This is a genomic window from Methylobacterium organophilum (assembly GCF_022533465.1).
In the GTDB taxonomy this organism is placed as follows: Bacteria; Pseudomonadota; Alphaproteobacteria; order Rhizobiales; family Beijerinckiaceae; genus Methylobacterium; species Methylobacterium organophilum.
The window spans coordinates 2,242,380-2,260,988 of sequence record NZ_CP092848.1; the positions used below are offsets into that span (position 1 = coordinate 2,242,380).

Consider the following 18,609-nt stretch of genomic DNA (forward strand, 5'->3'; position numbering starts at 1 on the left):
ATTTTCGGATCCCGGACGTGCGGCGATTTCGGTGGACAGCGTGGCCGGCGTGAAGCCGGAGGGCGGCTGGTACGAGTCTTGGATCGCACCTCGGCAACAATGGTGGAGGGCAACGACCATGGCTGCGGCGACGCTGACGATTTCGAGCCGGAACTACTCCTCCTGGTCCCTGCGCGGCTGGCTGATCTGCCGGATGGTCGGCCTCGATTTCGAGACCGCCGTCGTCTCGGGGGCCGATGCCTCGATCCGGGCCGAATTGCTGCTGCTCTCGCCCTCCTTCCTGGTGCCGCGGCTCGACCATGGCGGGATCAGCGTGTGGGACACCCTCGCGATCGCGGAATATCTCAACGAGTCGTATCCCGAGGCGGGGCTTCTGCCGGAGCCGCCGGTCGAGCGGGCACGGTGCCGCTCGGTGTCGGGCGAGATGCATGGCGGATTCATCAATCTGCGCTCGGCGCTGCCGATGAACCTGCGGGCGCTCCATCACGGCTTCAAGGTGTTCAACGGCGCCAAGGGCGACATCGAGCGCATCTGCACGATCTTCGAGGATTGCCTGTCGCGCTCCGGCGGCCCGTTCCTGTTCGGGCCGAAGCCGACGCTCGCGGACGCGATGTACGCGCCCGTCTGCACGCGCTTTCGCACCTACGACGTGCGGCTGCCGTTCACGGCGGACACCTACAAGGACACGATTCTCGCCTGGGACCTGATGACCGAGTGGACCGAGGCCGCGGCCGGCGAGCCGGAGGAGATTCAGGAACTCGACATGGAGTTCTGATCGTCCTCCGGAATCGTCGAGGATGAGGGGCCGGCGCGAAGCCCTCCGACGCGCCGGCCCGCTCAGGCGTTGAAATCCAGCACCAGGCTCGATTTGGCGTAGGCGGTGCTCGAGCTGCCGTTGGCGCCGTAGCTGGCGCTGCTCGCCAGATTCGATTGCAATTGCTTCAGGAAATCCGCGAGGAGCGCGCTGGCATTGCTCGCCGCGCTCGAGGAATCGGTGGTGCTGGAGGATCCGTCGCTCGAATCCGTGCTCGCGGAGGCGGACAGGCCATCCGAAGGCGGCGGGGGCGGCGGTCCCTGCATGCCGGCCGGACCCGAGGCGGCGGCATCCGCGAACATCGACTTCAGCGTGTCCGCCTGATCGCTCGTCAGGGTGCCGGCGCTGACCTGGTCCGCAATCAGGCCGTCGATCTTGGACTTCATCGCGCTCGGGTCGTGGCGCGCGGCGCCCTTGCTCGACCCCGTGCTCGACGCCGAGGTCGCGGAATCGTCTTCGGACAGGCTCGAATGGATGCTGTCCAGCGCGCTGGTGAGGGCGGTGGCATCGGTCGAGCTGATCGAGCCCGAGGACAGCGCGCTGCTGATCTCGTCCGCGATCGGGTCGCTGCCCTGGCCTTGGCCCTGGGGCGGCGGGGGTGGCGGACGGGTCGCCTGGGTGCTCGTCGAGGAGAACAGACTGGAGATGGCGGTCATCGATCGCTCCGGTGGCGGCGATACGCGCAGGATGCGTGATCGCGACGCTCAGGAGAGGCCGCCATGCTTAACGGGATCCTGATGCCGGGCGGTGCCTGTGTTTCCGGATGTTTCGGAGGCGGCTTGAGAAACCTTTCGCGTCAAATTTCCGGTTCGAATCGATCGGGCCTACACCTCGAGTCCGGCCGGCGGCGTCGTCCTGCGCGCCGGAACCGGATCCGACCCCGTCGGGCGTGACGTCTCCCCACCCGTGGCCGCGGGCAGGTCGATGCGGGCGACGAGGCCGCCGCCCTCGCGGTTGCGCAGAGCGAGCCGCCCGCCATGCGTCTCGGCGATGGCCAGCACGATCGAGAGCCCCAGGCCGAAGCCGCTCGCCTCGTTGAGATTGCGGGCCCGATCGCCCCGGACGAAGGGCTGCAGCATCGCCGCGTGCTCGGCATCCGGGATGCCGGGGCCTTCGTCGCTCACCTCCACGGCGATGCCGTGCGGCCCGGCGCTCATCGCGATGCGCGCCGCGCCGGCATATTTCACGGCGTTGTCCACGAGGTTGGTGATCGCCCGCTGCAATTCCTCCGGCCGCCCGCGCACCAGCACGTGACGGGCACGGTCCAGCGTCACGTCGGCGCCCACGTCGCTGAAATCGTCGCAGACGGTCTGGACGATCGAGGCGAGATCGATCAGCGGCATCGGCCCCGCATTCCCGCTCTGGCCGTCCCGCACGTAGGAGAGGGCCGCCTCGACGAGGCCGTTCATCTGGTCGAGGTCGCGCAGGGTCGCGGTCCGGGCGTGCTCATCCTCGATGAACTCGGCGCGCAGCCGCAGCCGCGTGATCGGCGTGCGCAGGTCGTGGCTGATCGCGGCCAGCATCTGGGTGCGGTCGTCGATCAGGCGATGCACGCGTGCGCGCATCCGGTCGAGGGCGCGGGCGACGGCCAGCACCTCCTCCGGCCCGCGCTTCGGCAGGGGCAGCGGGCTCGCCTCGGTCCCGAAGGCCTCCGCCGCGTGGGCGAGGCGGGCGAGCGGCGCCGTGAGCGCCCGGGTCGCCCAGAGGGAGAGCATGGCGAGGCTCAGCCCCAGGAAGAGCAGGGTGAGGACGAGGGGCCCCTGGAGCGAGGGCCGCGGCGGTTCGGCCGGCAGCACCGCCTGGAGGCGGGCGCCGGAAGGGGTGGCGAGGCCGATATGGAGGAGCCGGCCGCCATTCGGACCGGCGCCGGTTCCGAGGAGAGTGAGGTCGAGATTCGGGCCGAAGACCTCGCGCACGCGGTCGAGCATCCCCCGTCCCTCGCCAAGATCCTGCTTGGGGCCGCCGGTGGCCGGCAGCGTCCCGTCCCAGGCGGAGAGCCGCAGGGCGGGCAGCGTCTTGGCCGCGGAGGTCAGCACCCCCTCGCGCGCGGCGGGGTCGGAGGCATCGACGAGGCGGGCGACCGTGGCGAGCCGGGTGGCCGCGACCCCCGGATGACCTTCCGCCCGCCAGGGCTCGCGCAGAGCCAGGACGGCGAGGCCGGCGCAGATATGGGCGGCCAGGATCGAGGCGACGACGAGCAGGGCGATCTGACCCGCCGCCGAGCGCGGGCGGGGCCAGGGAAAGCGCCGGCGCTTCGGCAGGGCGGCCTCCCGACTGGCCTCGGAACCGGAAGCCGGCGCGAGCCGCGCGGGGCCCTGCGGCGGTTCCGCACCGGCATTTTTCGAAAAGTGATATCCGTTTTTCGGGCCGAGGCCCTCGATCCCCGCGCTCATGCGATCCCCGCACTCATGATCGTGTGATCTCCGGCGCGAACAGGTAGCCGCCGGAACGGATCGTCCGGATGATCTCCGGGCTGCGGGGGTCCCGCTCGATCTTCTGGCGAATCCGGCTGACCAGCACGTCGATGCTGCGCTCGAACGGGCCGGCGGCGCGGCCCTGGGTCAGGTCGAGCAGCTGGTCGCGGGAGAGAACCCGGCCCGGGCGCAGGCAGAGCGCGTGGAGCAGATCGAACTCGGCGCCGGTGATGGAGATGCGGGCACCCTCCGGGCTCAGAACCTGGCGCAGGGCCGCATCCAGGGTCCAGCCCGCGAAATGGAGCTTGCGCAGGCCATCGTCCTCCTGGCGGTCGCTGCCGGCGCCCCGCCGCAGGATCGCCCGGATGCGGGCCAGGAGCTCCCGCGGGTTGAACGGCTTGCCGAGATAGTCGTCGGCGCCGATCTCGAGCCCGACGATGCGATCGACATCCTCCGACTTCGCGGTGAGCATGATGATCGGGATGGAGGAGTTGGCCCGCAGCCTCCGGCACAGGCTGAGGCCGTCCTCGCCCGGCAGCATCAGGTCGAGGACGATCAGGTCCACCCGGGCGTCGAGCAGCACCCGGTCCATTTCCTTCCCGTCGCCCGCGAGCGTCACCCGGCACTCGTTGGCGCGCAGGTAGCGGGCGACGAGGGCGCTGATCTCGCGGTCGTCCTCGACGACAAGGATGTGGGGCGTGGGCGCGGCGGCGGTGGTGCTCATGATCCGTCTGCAGTGAAAGGCGACCCTCTGTCGGGTGTTATGCCCGGCACCGGCTGCGGATCGAAGAGAGTCGGGAAACAAACCTTGTAACCCGATGTTGCGGGACCGCGGCTCCGAGATGTTCGGAAACCTGCCGAAACCGGGGCGGGAAAAGCCGAAATCCCTTTCACGGGGGCGATTGCCCGGAGTCGCGCCGATTCCTATGTCGGAGCGGACACTGATTCGGCCCTCCGGCGAAACCGCCGGGGCGGCGCTCCAGGGAGACCGACCATGCAGGGCCCGAACCGCATCCTCGACGATTTCGCCCGCCTCTTCACCGATGCGGCCGGTGCCGCCCAGGGCGTGCGCCGGGAGGCCGAGACCCTGGTGAAGGGCCAGTTCGAGCGCCTGATCCGCGACATGGACATCGCCACCCGCGAGGAGGTGGACGTGCTGCGCGACCTCGTCGCCTCGCTGCGGACCCAGAACGAGGCGCTCGCCACCCGGGTCGCCGCCCTCGAAACCAAGCTCGGCGCCCTCGAAGCCAAGGCCGGCGGCTCCGAGGCGGTGTGACCCCGGGCTTCGAGGCCGCCTGTGATTTTGCACAGGAAGGATCGGTGGAAATGCGCGTTGCCCACCGCTCAACCCCAAATGGAGCTTTGAAGCTTCCGGGCGGGGCAGGTTATAACCGCTAAAGCACTGATTCGCCCCGACCGGAAAGACGGGACCGCAGCCGGAGTCAAATGATCCGTGGTGCAGACCTTCGCGAGAAGGTTCGCGACCTTGGGTTGCCCAATCTGCGGGCCGCAATTGCTTTTGCGCCGGCCGTTTCGACATGACTCGACCGGCCGACAACTTGGATCGCCATGAACCAGCTCCAGATCGAAGATCACGACCGGCCCGAGCACCCGCTCGACGTCGTCGAACGCATCGCCTCCCTGCGCGACTGGATGTTCGACCGGGCGGAAGCCGACGAGATGTCGGTCTCGGTCCAGGGCCGCTGGACGGATTACCACATCGCCTTCACCTGGATCGAAGACGTCGAGGCGCTGCACGTCGCTTCCGCCTTCGACCTCAAGGTGCCGGAGCGGCGCCGGACCGAGGTGCTGAAGCTCGTCACCCTCGTCAACGAGCAGCTCTGGATCGGCCATTTCGATCTCTGGTCGACCGACAGCGTCGTGATGTTCCGCCACTCCCTGCTGCTGACCGGCGGCATCGCGCCGACGCAGGGCCAATGCGCCATGCTGATGAAGAGCGCGACCGATGCCTGCGAGCGCTACTACCAGGCCTTCCAGTTCGTGATTTGGGCCGGCAAGAGCGCCCGGGAATCCCTGGACGCCGTCCTGTTCGAGACCGAGGGCGAGGCCTGAGTGGGGCGATGGCGAACGTCACCGGCCTGCCCGCCTCGCTGACCCTCTTCGGCGTGGGCAAGATGGGCGGGGCCATGCTGCGGGGCTGGCTCGCCGGCGGCCTCGATCCCGCCCGCACCACGGTCGTCGACCCGCACCTCTCCCCCGAGATGGCGATGCTCTGCGCCGAGCGCGGCATCGCCGTGAACCCGGCCGCGCCCGCCCCGGCCGAGACGCTGGTGCTGGCGATCAAGCCGCAGGGGCTGGCCGAGGCCGCTGCCGCGCTGGCCCCGTTCGTCGGCCCGGGCACGCTCCTCGTCTCGGTCCTCGCGGGCAAGACCATCGCCGATCTCAAGGCCCGCCTTCCGGGCCTCGCCTGCGTCGTGCGCACCATGCCGAACCTGCCGGCCAGCATCGGCCGGGGCGCTACCGGCGCCGTGGCAAGCTCGGAGGTCTCGCCCGGCCAGCGCGCGGCGGCGGAAGCCCTGCTGGCCTGCTCCGGGCTGGTGGAGTGGCTCGACGACGAGGGGCTGATCGACGCGGTGACGGCCCTGTCCGGCTCGGGGCCGGCCTATGTCTTCCTGCTCGCCGAGACCCTGGCCGCGGCCGGGATCGCGGCGGGCCTGCCCGCCGAGACGGCCGCGCGGCTCGCCCGCGCCACGGTGTCCGGGGCGGGGGCGCTGCTCGAGGCCACCGGCACGGAGGCGGGACAGCTGCGACGGGACGTGACCTCGCCGGGCGGCACCACCGCGGCGGCCCTGGCGGTGCTGATGCGCGAGGGCGCCATGCCGGATCTGATGCGGGAGGCCGTGGCCGCGGCGGCCCGCCGGGCGGCCGAGCTTTCCGGCTGATCGAAGCCGGCGGGCCGGGCGCTTCTTTCCCCGTTCGATCGGAGCGGTCGCCCGGGCGGCGTGAGTCAGGCCGCGATCCGCGGCTGCGCCTGTCCCCGCGCGGCGTGAACGAGGTCGCGCAGGCCGAAGGGCAGGGCCGCGAGCCCCGTGAAGAGCAGCGGCGCCAGCATCATCCCCCAGTAGAAATTGTCCGGGCGTCCGATCAGCATGAAGGCGAGGCTCAGCCCGCCGAGCAGCAGGGCGACCCGCAGGCCGAGGCCGCCGGGCCAGGCGGCCCAGCCCAGCAGGCAGAGGGGTGCCACCAGGGCGACCAGCGGGAACGGCGCCAGGGTGAGGAGCGTGCAGGCGCCGATCATGCTCAGCACGAAGGGCCAGCCGCCGGCCGCGCTCCATCCGGGCGAGGCGGGGTCGGCCGCGGTCACGAGGTGGCTGAGCGTCAGGGCATGGGCGGCGAGGAGCCCGGCAAAGGCGAGGATGGCGGCGATCCAGGCCAGCGCCTCCCGCCGGTTGCCCTCGACCAGCGCCACGAAGGCCATGACGCAGAGATAGGGCAGGGCGAGCTCGCGGAAGGCGACCGCCACGAAGCCGATCAGTACGCTCCCGATCCAGCGCTCCCGGCTGCGGCAGGCCAGCGACAGAACCACTAGCACCGAGGCCCAGGCCTCGTGCCAGAAGCCGAAGACCGGGACGCCGAAGGGCAGCAACCCGACGACGGTGAGCGCGATGGCCGCGGCCAGGACGCGGCCGGGGCCGAGATCCCGGAACAGGCGGAACGCCATGGCGAGGGCGGCCAGGGCCGCGAGGCCGCACAGGATGCGCTGGGCCGCGTCGATCCCGATCCGTGCCTGCAACAGGGCGAGGGTGGGCAGGCGCACCGTCACGAAGGGCTTGAGCGGGTAGCCGCGCTGGCGCTGCTCGGCGAGGGCGGCGGTGTAGTAGCCCTCGCCCGCGGCGACGCGCTCGGCGATCGCCGTGTAGAGCTTCACGTCGGTCTGCTCGGGGTCGGGCGAGGTCCGGACCATTCCGGCGTTCGGCGCGAAGGAGAGGGCGAGCCCGTAGACCATCAGCGCCGCGAGCCCGGCCAGGAGAGCCCGGGCCGCGAGGGCCGGCAGGCGGGCGAGGCGGCTCGCGGGCAGGGAGGGCCGCGACGCCGCCGGAACCGGCGCCGCGGTCAGCGCCGCCATGTCACCACGCTTGCGGCGGCGAAGTTCCAGACCGCGCCGATCACCGCGCCGGCGATGCCCGCGATCCACCAGATCTGCTGCGTCCCGTGCACCCAGGTGCCGACGCCGACATTGCCGAGGGCCCCGATCCCGCAGACCGCGTAGAAGCTCAGCAGGCCCGGCAGCAGCCGCCAGCCGCGCAGGCGCCGGTCGCGGTAGGTGAAGACGTTGTTGAGGCTGAAATTGAAGGTCATCGCCGCCCAGACGGCGAAGGCCTGGGCCGCGGCGAAGGGGGCGGTGAGGGCCAGCCCGAGGCCGAGCACGGCGAGGTGCACGCCGAGACCGAGGCCGCCTACCAGCAGGAAGCGGATCAGCCGGGGCGGCAGGAAGCGGCCCACGGTCTTGTCGATGAGCAGGTTCAGGTATTCGAGGACGACGGCGGAATCGAGCTTGCTCTCGCCCACCGTGCGGCTCCGGAAGGTGTAGGGCACTTCGGTCATGCGCAGCGGCTCCGGCGAGGAGGCGACGAGATCGAGCAGGATCTTGAAGCCGGTGCCGGACAGGCGCGGCAGGGCCGCCTCCAGGACCTCGCGGCGCAGGACGAAGAAGCCGCTCATCGGATCGCTCAGGCGGGTTCGGGTCACCTTGCGGGCGAGCTGCGTCGCCCAGCGGCTCGCCGCGGCGCGGCCCGAATCCCAGTCGCCGGTGCCGCCGCCCTCGACGTAGCGGGAGCCGACCGCGAGGTCGTGGCCGTCGCGCACGGCCGCGTAGAGGCGGGGCAGCAGGGTCTCGTCGTGCTGGCCGTCGCCGTCGATCACCGCGAGCACGGGGGCGGAGGTGGCGAGCATGCCTTCGATCACGGCGGAGGACAGGCCGCGCCGTCCGATCCGCTGGAGGACGCGCACCCGGACATTGCTCCGGCCGATCTCGCGCACCAGCGCGGCGGTGCCGTCCGGCGAATCGTCGTCGACGAAGATCGCTTCCCAGGAGATCGTCGCGAGGGCCGCTTCGAGCCCGGCGAGCAGACGGCGGACATTGCCCGCCTCGTTGCGCGTGGGGATGATGACGGCGAGCTCGAGGGGGGCGTCGTCCGGGACGAGCCTGCGCTCGGCAACGATCGGGGCGTGGAGCATCGGGGCCTCCGTCTGCCGGGGCCGGGCGGCGGACCACCCGGATCATCCCCTGCTATGGAGGCAGGCCTTTTAAGAATCGGTGTGATGCACAGCCCTGATTTCCGCCTTGTCCCTGCAAGCGGGCGCGAGTGGGCTTAAGTAAGGCCCGATGAGGCGGCCCGTCCCGGTCCGCGACACTCAGCCAGAGACGGAGCGCGACCATGGAAGCGAATCCCGATCCGAAGCCCGTGGCCAAGGCCGCGAAGGGGAAGTCGGCCAAGCCCAATCCCCGCGAAGCCGCCGTCGAGGCGCTGATGCGGCTCGCCGCCGAGCAGCCCTGGAACGACATCGAGGTCGGGGACGTGGCCCGCGAGGCCGGGCTGAGCCTCGCCGAATTGCGGGAGCTGTTCCCGTCCAAGGGCGCCATCCTCGGCGGCCTGTCGCGCATCATCGACAGGAAGGTGCTGGAGGAGGAGGCGACCGACCTCGCCGACGAGCCGACCCGCGAGCGCCTCTTCGACGTGCTGATGCGCCGGCTCGACGCCATGGCGCCCTACAAGCCGGCCCTGCGCCGCATCGCCTATGCGCTGCGCGCCGACCCGCTCTCCCTGATGGCGCTGAACAACGTGGCCCTCAACTCGCACCGCTACATGCTGGCGGCGGCCGGCATCGACACGGAGGGCCCGCTCGGGCGGGTGAAGCTGCAGGGCGTGGTGATCGCCTTCGCCCGCACCGTCGAGGTCTGGCTGGAGGACGACGACCCGGCGCTCGCCCGCACCATGGCCCGGCTGGACCAGGAGATCCGCCGCGGCGAGCGCTTCATGGAGCGGGCGGAGGATGCCCGCCGCCTCGCCGCGCCGTTCCGCGCCCTGGGCCGCGCTTTCCTCGACCGTCGCCCCGGCCGCGGCCGGCGCAGGGACGCCGTCAAGGACGAGGACCCGGCGGTGGACGGCGATTCCGCCGCCGCGATCTGAGCCGGGGGCTGCGCCTGGGCCGCGGCATCCCGTCCTCGGGGCTACGCTGCCGTTTAAAATTGCTCTAAATAAGCCTGGCGGACCGGGAGCCCGTCACGGCCCGGACGATGCGTGTTGGCGCGTGGCGGATAAGGATGTCCATGCCCCTGCAGCCCATGGCGCCCCTCGGCACCGCGCCGCCGACCGTTCCCCGCTACGGTGGGGTCGCCCAGGCCCTGCACTGGCTCACGTCGGCCCTAGTGGTGGCAGTGCTTCCGCTCGCCTGGATCGGCACCAGCCTCGCCAGGGACGCGGCGGCCAAGCCGGTCGTCTTCACCCTGCACAAGTCGGTCGGCCTGACGATCTTCGCGATCGTGGCCCTGCGCATCCTGTGGCGGGCTCTGAATCCCCCGCCGCCCGAGACGACCGAGTCGCGCAGCCTGGCGCTTCTCGCCAGGATCAATCACTGGCTGCTCTACGCGATCTTCCTGATCATGCCGGTCACCGGCTTCCTGCTCAGCGCCTTCAACGGCAATCCGCTGCCGTATTTCTGGCTGTTCTCCATCCCGGGCTTCGAGAAGAACCCCGAGTTGCACGAGGCCTTCGAGAAGGCGCATCTCGCGGGCCAATGGGCGGTCTACGCGCTGGTGCTGCTGCACATCCTCGCGACCGTCTGGCACGTCGCCATCCGCCGCGACTTCGTCCTCGACCGGATGCTGCCGGAGCAGGACCCGCGTAGGCTTCCGCCGCTGCCGGACACCCTCCCGCTCAGATGAAGGGGAGGTTGGGCAGCGCCTCGAGATCCAGCGGCCGCCAGCCGAGGCGCTTGCGCACGAGGCTGTAGAGAACGCTGAAGGCGATCATGCTGACTAGCGCCGCCAGGATGAAGTAGCTCGGCTTCGCGGTCGACAGCCAAGCCGCGATCCCGATCAGGACGGCCAGGCTCATGATTGCGCCGGTCGGGTAGCGCGGGCCGCGGAATTCCTCAGTCATCGGTCACTCCAAGAATGGTGGCGTCCCGGACGATCGGGCCGGTTCGGCCGGCTCCGATCGCCCGAAGGCCGCCTCAGCGGGCGAGATTGGCGCGGCGGCGCTCTTCCCACTCGCGCTCGTTCTGCCAGAACCGCACCATGTTCTGGTGCTGCAGGGCGAGGTTTCGCTCTTGCGCCAGCGCTTCGCGGTGCTGCGTCACACCCATCATGCATTGGGCGAAGGCGTCGGTGCCCGGCTCGAAGCCGAAGCCGAGACACTGGTTCTGATCCATGGCCCGCTGCTCCTTGGGGCTGACGCAGGCCGTGACGGAGAGGGTGCAGGCGGCGGCGAGGGCGAGCCGGCTCACGAACGAAGCCGTGCTCCGACCGGAGCCCTGCCGCTCCGCCGCGTGGGCGCGCCGCTGCCCGTTCAGGCGACCATTCATGAAACGCATGGGACTTCCAGACCTTCCAACCTTCCTGCGCCGCGCGGGGTGCGGGCGCTGCCGTGAGCATCTGGAAGCCGCGCGGGACCGTCCGCCCGTCGCGGCGATCCCGGCGACGGCGGAGGCAATGGCCCCGACCGATGTCCCGATGCAGCGCGGGTGTCGCGCTTGAAGGCTGGATAAGGCGTCGCGCCTTACTCAAGTATTGCCGTGTCGATCCGGAAGAGGATCGAGGTAATACACGTTCGATGGAGGGTTAACGATCGAGGAATTCGCGGCTGATCTCGGCCGAGGCAGGGCTAACGGATCATGAAACTGATCGCGTGTATTTGCGATCGCACATAAACTGCTGATGGCGCCTCAGGCGCTGCGGGAGGTCTCGGCGAGCCAGTCGACCACCGCGTCGAGGGCCTGCCGGTTGCTGGTCTCGCCGCCGCGGGCCGCCTCGAACAGCGCGATCTGCCGGTCGGCGCTGGTGCCCTCCCGCAGGATCCGGCGGGCGCCCTCGATCTCCGCCGCGCAGCCGAGGGCCTCGGCATCCTCCGCCACGAGGGAGAGGACGCTGGCGAGATAGTCCGAGAAGGGGAAGGCCTCCTCGGAGGCCTCGTCGATCAATTCCGCCTCGACGCCGCTGCGCTGCGCCCGCCAGAGGTTCTCCGCCGCGAGCGCCCGGGAGACGCCGGTGAGGCCGGCATTCAGCGCCGGCCGGCGCTCGACGAGGCGCACGAGGCAGCGGAACAGGGCGGCGATGACGAGGGCGTCGTCGAGCCGGGTGCAGCTGTCGGCGATGCGCAGCTCCAGGGTCGGGAACTTGATCGAGGGGCGCAGCGACCACCACAGGTAGCTCGCATCCTGGATCGAGCCCGCCTTGGTCATGATCCGGATGTAGCGCGCGTAATCGGCGGCATCCGCGATCAGCTCCGGCAGGCCGGTGCGCGGCAGCTCGCCGAAGGCGCTGAGGCGGTAGGCGGAGAGCCCGGTCGGCTTGCCCTGCCAGAAGGGCGAGGAGGCCGAGAGCGCGAAGAGCAGGGGCTGGAACGGCAGGAGCCGGTTCATCAGGTCGACGCGGGCCTCCGGGTCGGCCACCTCGACATGAACATGCATGCCGCAGATCAGGCTGCGCCGCCCGGCGAGCCCGACATCGCGCAGGATGCCGCGGTAGCGGTCGCCCTTGGTGGGCAATTGCCGCGCCCAGTCCGCCACCGGATGGGTGCCGGCCGCGAAGACGAGCAGGCCGTGCCGCCCCGCGATCTCGGCGAGCTTGTCCCGCTGGCGCGCGAGCACGTCGCGGGCCGCCCCGAAGGCGGTCGAGGGCGGCGTGCAGACCTCGACCTGGCACTGGAGCAATTCGCGCCCGATCTCGGGCAGGGCCTCGCCGGCCTCCGTATGGAAGGGCTTCACCGAGCGGCGCGGCGTCCCGCGGGTCTCGGCATCGGCCAGAAAGTACTCTTCCTCGATGCCGAAGCGGTAGCTGTGGCCGGACATCACCCTATCCCCTGACGCGGAGACCGGTCGGACGCCGCCTCACTCAACGCGTGAGTACGAACGCTGCCGGGGGCGAAGGGTTCAGCGTGGCCGTCCGCTGCCCACGAGCCAGGCCGGATCGAACCAGCGGTCGGCCTCGCCGTCATAGGGCAGGCGGGTGACGTCCCAATGCTGGATATAGGGGGCGTAGACGTCCCAGACCTTGATGCCGCCGCCCACGAAGATGCGCCGGCCGGGATAGCGCTTCAGCACCGTCTCCGGATCCTCGTGCGAGCGGATCACGTCGATGGTGCGGTCCTTGAAGGCGAATTCGGGGATTGAGGAGACCGTCTTCGGGCCGGCGATGAGCACGTGGCCCATGGTGAGCTGGAAGAAGCGGGTCACGTCCTCGACGAAGACCGGATCGGTGTTGCCCTCCCAGGGCAATTGCCCGTTCAGCCCCAGCTGGCCGCGCTGGCCGATGGCGCAGATGCAGCGGACGTCGATCATGCGGTCCTCGAAGGTAGGTTGGGGCCGGGGACGAAGGCCGCCCTCAGGCGGGGGGCTGGAAATCCAGCACCCGGTCGCTCGGGAAATCGTAGAGCCGGCCGGTTTCGTTCCAGGCGGGGCTCGCGAGCCGCACGAGATGGGGCGCGAGGTCGTCTGGCGTCCGGAGGGTCTGGGGATCCTCGCCCGGCATGGCGGCGGCGCGCATGGCGGTGCGGAGCGGGCCCGGATTGACGAGCATCGCCCGCACCTGGGTGCGCTCGGTCTCGGCGGCGTAGGTGCGCACCAGGGCGTCGAGCGCCGCCTTCGAGACGGAATAGGGGCCCCAATAGGCCCGGCACTTCACGGAGGCGCCCGAGGTGACGAAGACGGCGCGGCCGGCCTCCGAACGCTGCAGCAGCGGATCGAGGGAGCGGATCAGCCGGTAATTGGCGGTGACGTTGATCGCCATCACCTGATCCCAGACCTTGGGCGTGACATGGCCCACGGGCATCAGGTTGCCGAGGATGCCGGCATTGCCGATCACCGCGTCGAGCCGGCCCCAGCGCTCGTTGATCGCGGCGCCGAGCCGGTCGAGCCCGTCGAAATCCGTCAGGTCGAGCGGCACCAGCGTGGCGCTCGACCCGGCGGCCTGGATCGCGTCGTCGAGTTCTTCCAGCGCCCCCTGCGTACGGGCCACGGCGACGACGTGGGCCCCGGCCCCGGCCAGCGCCAGGGCGGCGGCCCGGCCGATGCCGCGGGAGGCTCCGGTAACGACGGCGACGCGACCTTCGAGGGGCTTCCCCATCCGCTCAGTCCGCCTCGGCCAGCATCGCGAAGCGCTTCGGCCCGGCGATGGCGAGGTCGGTCAGCCCGGTCGGATACTCGCCGGTGAAGCAATGGTCGGTGTATTGCGGGCAGGCCTCGTTGCGGGCTTCCTCGCCCATCGCCCGGTAGAGGCCGGGGATCGAGAGGAAGGCGAGGGAATCCGCGCCGATATACTTGCGCATGCCCTCGAGGTCGTGGGTGGCGGCGAGCAGCTTCTCCTTCTCCGGCGTGTCGATGCCGTAGAAGTCGGGATAGGTGATCGGCGGCGAGGCGATGCGGAAATGCACCTCCGTCGCGCCGGCGTCGCGCATCATGCGCACGATCTTCACCGAGGTGGTGCCGCGCACGAGGCTGTCGTCGACGAGCACGATGCGCTTGCCCTCCACCGCGGCGCGGTTGGCCGAGTGCTTCATGCGCACGCCGAGCTCGCGCACGGACTGGGTCGGCTGGATGAAGGTGCGCCCGACATAGTGGTTGCGGATAATGCCCATCTCGAAGGGCAGGCCGGTCTCCTGGGCGTAGCCCAGGGCCGCCGGCACGCCGGAATCCGGCACCGGGATCACGATGTCGGCCTCGGCCCCGGCCTCGCGGGCGAGCTCGATGCCGATGTTCTTGCGCACGGCATAGACGCTCTTGCCGTTCACCACGGAATCCGGCCGGGCGAAGTAGATGTATTCGAAGATGCAGGGCCGCATCGGGCGCCGCTCGGCGAAGCGGATCGATTCCAGCCCCTCGTCCGAGATCACCACCACCTCGCCGTTCTCCACGTCGCGGATGAAGCGGGCGCCGATGATGTCGAGGGCGCAGGTTTCCGAGGCGAGGATGTAGCGGCCGTCGAGTTCGCCGATCACCAGGGGGCGGATGCCCATGGGGTCGCGGGCGCCGATCAGCTTCTTGTTGGTCAGCGCTACGATGGCGTAGGCGCCCTCGATCTGCTGCAGGGCGTCGATGAAGCGCTCGACGATGCGGGGTTTGCGCGAGCGCGCGGCCAGATGCAGGATCACCTCGGTGTCCGAGGTGGACTGGGTGATGGCGCCGTCGCGCACCAAGTCGCGGCGGAGGGAGAGAGCGTTGGTCAGGTTGCCGTTATGGGCGACCGCGAGGCCGCCGCTCGCCAGCTCCGCGAAGAGCGGCTGCACGTTGCGCAGGATGGTGCCGCCCGTCGTCGAGTAGCGCACATGGCCGATGGCGGCCTGGCCCTTCAGCCGCTCGATGGTGGCGCGGTCCGAGAAGGAATCGCCGACGAGGCCCTGGCGGCGCTCGGAATGGTAGACCGCCCCGTCGAAGGCGACGATCCCAGCCGCCTCCTGGCCGCGATGCTGAAGGGCGTGGAGCCCGAGGGCCACGATGGCGGAGGCGTCGTCGTGTCCGTAGATGCCGAAGACGCCGCATTCCTCACGCAGGGTATCGCCCTCGGCGTCCCAGTCGAGGTCCCGCGCGCTCTGTTCTGACATGCCTGCCGATTCCTCGTTGCCGGCCGATCCCGACGGGCAGCGTCTTTGGAAAGCCCGCTATCTAAGCGACCTCTGCGGCGGAACCAAGAACGGTTCCATGCAGGCAGGCGGGGTCAGCGCCGCGGTGCGGGCGTGGCAGGCTGGGCGTCGGTGCGCTGGGCCGGCGTGTCGCCCTCGGCCGGCGGCTCGCCGCCTTCCGGCGCGCCCTCGCCCTTCGGCTTGCGCAGACTCTTGATCCAGCCCTCCGGATTGTCGGGCAGCTGGGCGACCAGGGCGTTGCCGGACTGCTCCAGATAGTAGCGCGTCTTCGCCTGGGCGGCCCAGTCGGGCATCCGGCCCTGGACGAGCCAGGCCAGGAAGACCCATCCGATCACACAGATCAGGAAGCCGCGGGCGGCGCCGAACAGGAAGCCGAGGGAGCGGTCCACCGCGCCGATCCGCGAATCGAGCACGAGGTCGGAGAGCTTCACCGTGATGATCGAGACGACGATCAGCGTACCGAGGAAGATCGCCGCGATGGAGGCGACGAGGGCCACCGTGTCGCTGGTGACGTGCTGCTTCACCGTGGGCAGCAGCAGCGGGTGCAGCGACCAGGCGACCGCCGCGGCGACGACCCAGGCGAAGATCGCCAGCACCTCCCGGGTCACGCCGCGCACGGCGGCGAGCAGCGCGGACAGGACCACGATGCCGAGCACCACGAGGTCGAGGATGGAAAACGGCATCGCAGGCTACGCATCGCTTAGGGCGGGGAACGGCCGCTCGGCATCGACACGCGGGCTCGCCCGGGCCGCGCGCCTCCGGCTCTTGATGCGGGCGTTATACAAGCGCGAACCTCGGCCGTCACCTTGCGCGAAACAGGCGCCCGATTTCACCGTGCACGACGCTGGGGATCCTCATGCGAGTCTCCTGGCGCGGCCCCGCAGCCTCAGTCGACCTCCGCCCGGCGGGCATTGCGCGCGCCGCGCCGGGGCGCATCGGCGACGATGCCCGCCACGAGGTCGGCGATGTGGCGCAGGGACTGGGTGGCGAGCAGCCTGTCGGTCTCCTCGCCCCGGCCCTGCGGCACCATCGCCCGCGAGAAGCCGAGCTTCTGCGCCTCCTTCAGCCGCGCCTGCGCCTGGGCCACCGGCCGCACCGCGCCCGAGAGGCCGACCTCGCCGAAGAACACCGTCTCCGGCGCGAGCGTCGCGCCGGAGAGCGAGGAGACCAGGGCGGCCGCCACCGCGAGGTCGGCCGCCGGCTCTGAGATGCGCAGGCCCCCCGCCACGTTGAGATAGACGTCGTGGGTGCCGAGCCGCAGGCCGCCATGGGCCTCCAGCACCGCGAGCACCATGGAGAGCCGGTTCGGATCCCAGCCGACCACGGAACGCCGGGGCATGCCCAGAGCCGAGGGCGTGACCAGGGCCTGGATCTCGACGAGGAGGGGCCGCGTGCCCTCCATGCCCGCGAAGACCGCCGTGCCCGGCGCGGCATGGTCGCGCCCCGCCAGGAACAGGGCGGAGGGATTGGGCACCTCGGAGAGACCCGCATCCGTCATCTCGAAGACGCCGATCTCGTCGGTGGGGCCGAAGCGGTTCTTCACCGCCCGCAGGATGCGGAAATGGTGGCCCTGGTCGCCCTCGAAGGAGGCGACGGCGTCGACCATGTGCTCCACCACGCGGGGGCCGGCGATCTGCCCGTCCTTGGTGACGTGGCCGACGAGGATCACCGCCGTGCCCGTGGTCTTGGCGAAGCGGATCAGGGCCTGGGCGGAGGAGCGCACCTGCGTGACGGTGCCCGGGGCCGATTCGACGGTCTCGGTCCACATGGTCTGGATCGAATCGATGATGGCGAGCGCCGGCGGATGGCCCTGGGACAGGGTCTCGACGATGTCCTCGACATTGGTCTGCGCTGCGAGCTCCACCGGATGCTTGGCGAGGCCGAGGCGCTCGGCCCGCAGGCGCACTTGGCCGACCGCCTCTTCGCCGGAGATGTAGGCGACGCGGGCACCCTGGGCCGCCATGGCCGCGGAGGCCTGCATCAGCAGGGTCGACTTGCCGATGCCGGGATCGCCCCCGAGCAGGATCACCGAGCCGCGCACGAAGCCGCCGCCGGTCACCCGGTCGAGCTCGGCGATGCCGGAGGGCGTGCGCGGCGCCTCCTTGGCCTCGCCGGTCAGGCCCTCCATGGGAAAGACCCGGCCACGGGCGCGGGACGAGGTCCGCGCCGCCGCCGGCCCGGATTGGGGGCCGCTCGCCGCCACCTCCTCCTGGATCGTGTTCCAGCCGTCGCAGGCCTCGCAGCGCCCGCGCCAGCGATTGTAGACCGCCCCGCAGGACTGGCACACGAAGGTCTGGTGGATCTTGGCCATGGATTGCGGTCCCGGCCGCAGGGGCCCGGAGGAAGGGGAGGGGCCGGCTCTCGCGGCCCGGCTTACCCTACATAGACACGAACATAACGGGAACCCAGCCCCGTCAGGATCTCGTAGCCGATCGTGCCCGCGGCCTCGCCCACCTTGTCGATGTCGAGGTCGCCGCCGATCAGGGTGGCGGTTCCGCCGCGTCGGGCCTCCGGGGCCTGCGTCACGTCGAGGATGATGAGATCCATCGAGATCAGGCCGAGGATCGGGCAGGGGACGCCGCCGACGAGAGCCCGGCCGGCATTGCTCGCCGCGCGCGGATAGCCGTCGGCATAGCCGAGGGACAGGGTGGCGAGGCGGCGCCGGCCGGGCGCGGTCCAGCGGGCGTTGTAGCCGCAGCTCTCCCCGGCCTCGACCTCCCGCAACTGAAGGATCGTCGCCTCGAGCCGCACCACCGGCCGCATCGGATTCGGTCGGCCGGGATGCGGGTTGCCGCCGTACAGCGCGTAGCCCGGGCGCAGCAGATCGTGCCGGACCCGGGCGTCGAGGCAGCCGCCCGAGGAATTGGCGAGCGAGGCGCGCAGACCCGGGAAGGCCGCGCGGATCGCGGCGAAGGCCGCCGCCTGGCGGTCGTTCACGGCGGCCTCGGGCTGCTCGGCGCTGACGAGATGGCTCATCACGAGGTCGATGCCCGCTTCCGCCAGCAGCGGATCGCCGGAGAGCGCCAGGGCCTCGGGCACGGGCAGTCCGAGCCGGTTCATGCCGGTATCGACATGCAGCGCCGCCGGCAGCGCGCCCCGCGACAGGGCCGCCCATTCGGCGATCTCCTCCCCGTCCCCTAGGACGGGGCGCAGGGCATGGGCGCGATAGGCCGCGCCGGTGCCGGGGGCAAGGCCGTTGAGGACGTAGATCGCCGCCTCCGGCAGCAGCGCGCGGGCCGCGACCCCCTCGGCGAGATGCGCCACGAAGAAGGTCCGGCAGCCCGCCCGCCACAGCGCGGGGGCGACCCGGGCGAGCCCGCAGCCATAGGCGTCCGCCTTCACCACGGCGCCGCACTCGGCCTGCGGCGCGCAGGCGCCGAGCTGCCGCCAGTTCGCGACGAGCGCCGACAGGTCGATCGTCAGGCGGGCGCCGTGGGCGGGATAAAAGCGCGCCTCGTCGCGACCCTCTGGTTCTTCGAAGGCGATGATCCGCTCTCCTCCGGCCGGCCCGCCGCGACCCTCACAACTGCGCCCGCGGGGCGCGGATGAGGGCTTGTAGCAC

The 18,609-nt window shown here is 70.9% G+C and carries 20 protein-coding genes; 6 read left to right on the forward strand and 14 right to left on the reverse strand.

Going from position 1 to position 18,609, the window contains the following annotated elements:
• The first annotated feature begins 118 nt into the window (after positions 1 to 118).
• Positions 119 to 775, forward strand: coding sequence for a glutathione S-transferase family protein (locus tag MMB17_RS10335; protein ID WP_241101865.1), 657 nt, complete (start codon positions 119 to 121; stop codon positions 773 to 775).
• A 62-nt stretch (positions 776 to 837) separates the two neighbouring features.
• Here MMB17_RS10335 and MMB17_RS10340 read toward each other — a convergent pair whose 3' ends face one another.
• From MMB17_RS10340 to MMB17_RS10350, 3 genes are all read right to left on the reverse strand, one after another.
• Positions 838 to 1,470, reverse strand: a complete 633-nt coding sequence (locus MMB17_RS10340) for a hypothetical protein (protein ID WP_241101866.1) — start codon at positions 1,468 to 1,470, stop codon at positions 838 to 840.
• A 168-nt stretch (positions 1,471 to 1,638) separates the two neighbouring features.
• On the reverse strand, positions 1,639 to 3,207 hold the full coding sequence (locus MMB17_RS10345; protein WP_241101867.1) for an ATP-binding protein: 1,569 nt from the start codon (positions 3,205 to 3,207) through the stop codon (positions 1,639 to 1,641).
• A 13-nt stretch (positions 3,208 to 3,220) separates the two neighbouring features.
• Positions 3,221 to 3,952: a response regulator gene (locus tag MMB17_RS10350; protein ID WP_241101868.1), complete on the reverse strand. Its 732-nt coding sequence runs from the start codon at positions 3,950 to 3,952 to the stop codon at positions 3,221 to 3,223.
• Between the two features lie 270 nt (positions 3,953 to 4,222).
• Here MMB17_RS10350 and MMB17_RS10355 point away from each other — a divergent pair, with 270 nt between their 5' ends.
• The 3 genes from MMB17_RS10355 (at position 4,223) to proC (ending at position 6,131) form a co-directional block, all read left to right on the forward strand.
• On the forward strand, positions 4,223 to 4,504 hold the full coding sequence (locus MMB17_RS10355; RefSeq protein ID WP_241101869.1) for an accessory factor UbiK family protein: 282 nt from the start codon (positions 4,223 to 4,225) through the stop codon (positions 4,502 to 4,504).
• Between the two features lie 293 nt (positions 4,505 to 4,797).
• Positions 4,798 to 5,301: a type III secretion system chaperone family protein gene (locus tag MMB17_RS10360; protein WP_238310420.1), complete on the forward strand. Its 504-nt coding sequence runs from the start codon at positions 4,798 to 4,800 to the stop codon at positions 5,299 to 5,301.
• 8 nt (positions 5,302 to 5,309) lie between these two features.
• Complete coding sequence (gene proC, locus MMB17_RS10365; RefSeq protein WP_241101870.1) at positions 5,310 to 6,131, forward strand: pyrroline-5-carboxylate reductase; 822 nt, start codon at positions 5,310 to 5,312, stop codon at positions 6,129 to 6,131.
• Positions 6,132 to 6,196: 65 nt separating this feature from the next.
• Here the strand turns inward: proC and MMB17_RS10370 are convergent, their stop codons facing one another.
• Both MMB17_RS10370 and MMB17_RS10375 read right to left on the reverse strand, forming a co-directional pair.
• Positions 6,197 to 7,315: a hypothetical protein gene (locus tag MMB17_RS10370; RefSeq protein WP_241101871.1), complete on the reverse strand. Its 1,119-nt coding sequence runs from the start codon at positions 7,313 to 7,315 to the stop codon at positions 6,197 to 6,199.
• On the reverse strand, positions 7,303 to 8,427 hold the full coding sequence (locus MMB17_RS10375) for a glycosyltransferase family 2 protein (RefSeq protein ID WP_241101872.1): 1,125 nt from the start codon (positions 8,425 to 8,427) through the stop codon (positions 7,303 to 7,305). The genes MMB17_RS10370 and MMB17_RS10375 overlap by 13 nt, the downstream gene beginning before the upstream one ends.
• A gap of 200 nt (positions 8,428 to 8,627) precedes the next feature.
• Between MMB17_RS10375 and MMB17_RS10380 the strand changes: the two genes are divergently transcribed.
• Positions 8,628 to 9,380 (forward strand): TetR/AcrR family transcriptional regulator, encoded by a 753-nt coding sequence (locus MMB17_RS10380; protein WP_241101873.1) that lies wholly within the window; start codon positions 8,628 to 8,630, stop codon positions 9,378 to 9,380.
• Between the two features lie 140 nt (positions 9,381 to 9,520).
• Entirely contained in the window at positions 9,521 to 10,135 is a 615-nt protein-coding gene (locus MMB17_RS10385; RefSeq protein WP_241101874.1) for a cytochrome b, read from the forward strand.
• Here the strand turns inward: MMB17_RS10385 and MMB17_RS10390 are convergent.
• From MMB17_RS10390 to alr, 9 genes are all read right to left on the reverse strand, one after another.
• Positions 10,128 to 10,352, reverse strand: coding sequence for a hypothetical protein (locus MMB17_RS10390; protein WP_238310411.1), 225 nt, complete (start codon positions 10,350 to 10,352; stop codon positions 10,128 to 10,130). The genes MMB17_RS10385 and MMB17_RS10390 overlap by 8 nt on opposite strands.
• A gap of 73 nt (positions 10,353 to 10,425) precedes the next feature.
• On the reverse strand, positions 10,426 to 10,785 hold the full coding sequence (locus MMB17_RS10395; protein WP_241101875.1) for a hypothetical protein: 360 nt from the start codon (positions 10,783 to 10,785) through the stop codon (positions 10,426 to 10,428).
• A gap of 351 nt (positions 10,786 to 11,136) precedes the next feature.
• Entirely contained in the window at positions 11,137 to 12,261 is a 1,125-nt protein-coding gene (locus MMB17_RS10400; protein WP_241101876.1) for a carboxylate-amine ligase, read from the reverse strand.
• 81 nt (positions 12,262 to 12,342) lie between these two features.
• Positions 12,343 to 12,750: a dihydrofolate reductase gene (locus MMB17_RS10405; RefSeq protein WP_238310408.1), complete on the reverse strand. Its 408-nt coding sequence runs from the start codon at positions 12,748 to 12,750 to the stop codon at positions 12,343 to 12,345.
• 43 nt (positions 12,751 to 12,793) lie between these two features.
• Positions 12,794 to 13,534, reverse strand: a complete 741-nt coding sequence (locus MMB17_RS10410; RefSeq protein WP_241101877.1) for an SDR family NAD(P)-dependent oxidoreductase — start codon at positions 13,532 to 13,534, stop codon at positions 12,794 to 12,796.
• 4 nt (positions 13,535 to 13,538) lie between these two features.
• Complete coding sequence (purF, locus tag MMB17_RS10415; RefSeq protein ID WP_238310401.1) at positions 13,539 to 15,008, reverse strand: amidophosphoribosyltransferase; 1,470 nt, start codon at positions 15,006 to 15,008, stop codon at positions 13,539 to 13,541.
• A 113-nt stretch (positions 15,009 to 15,121) separates the two neighbouring features.
• Positions 15,122 to 15,730, reverse strand: coding sequence for a CvpA family protein (locus tag MMB17_RS10420; protein ID WP_238310400.1), 609 nt, complete (start codon positions 15,728 to 15,730; stop codon positions 15,122 to 15,124).
• 203 nt (positions 15,731 to 15,933) lie between these two features.
• On the reverse strand, positions 15,934 to 17,358 hold the full coding sequence (radA, locus tag MMB17_RS10425) for a DNA repair protein RadA (RefSeq protein ID WP_241101878.1): 1,425 nt from the start codon (positions 17,356 to 17,358) through the stop codon (positions 15,934 to 15,936).
• A 62-nt stretch (positions 17,359 to 17,420) separates the two neighbouring features.
• On the reverse strand, positions 17,421 to 18,533 hold the full coding sequence (gene alr / locus MMB17_RS10430) for an alanine racemase (RefSeq protein ID WP_241102163.1): 1,113 nt from the start codon (positions 18,531 to 18,533) through the stop codon (positions 17,421 to 17,423).
• Positions 18,534 to 18,609 lie beyond the last annotated feature (76 nt).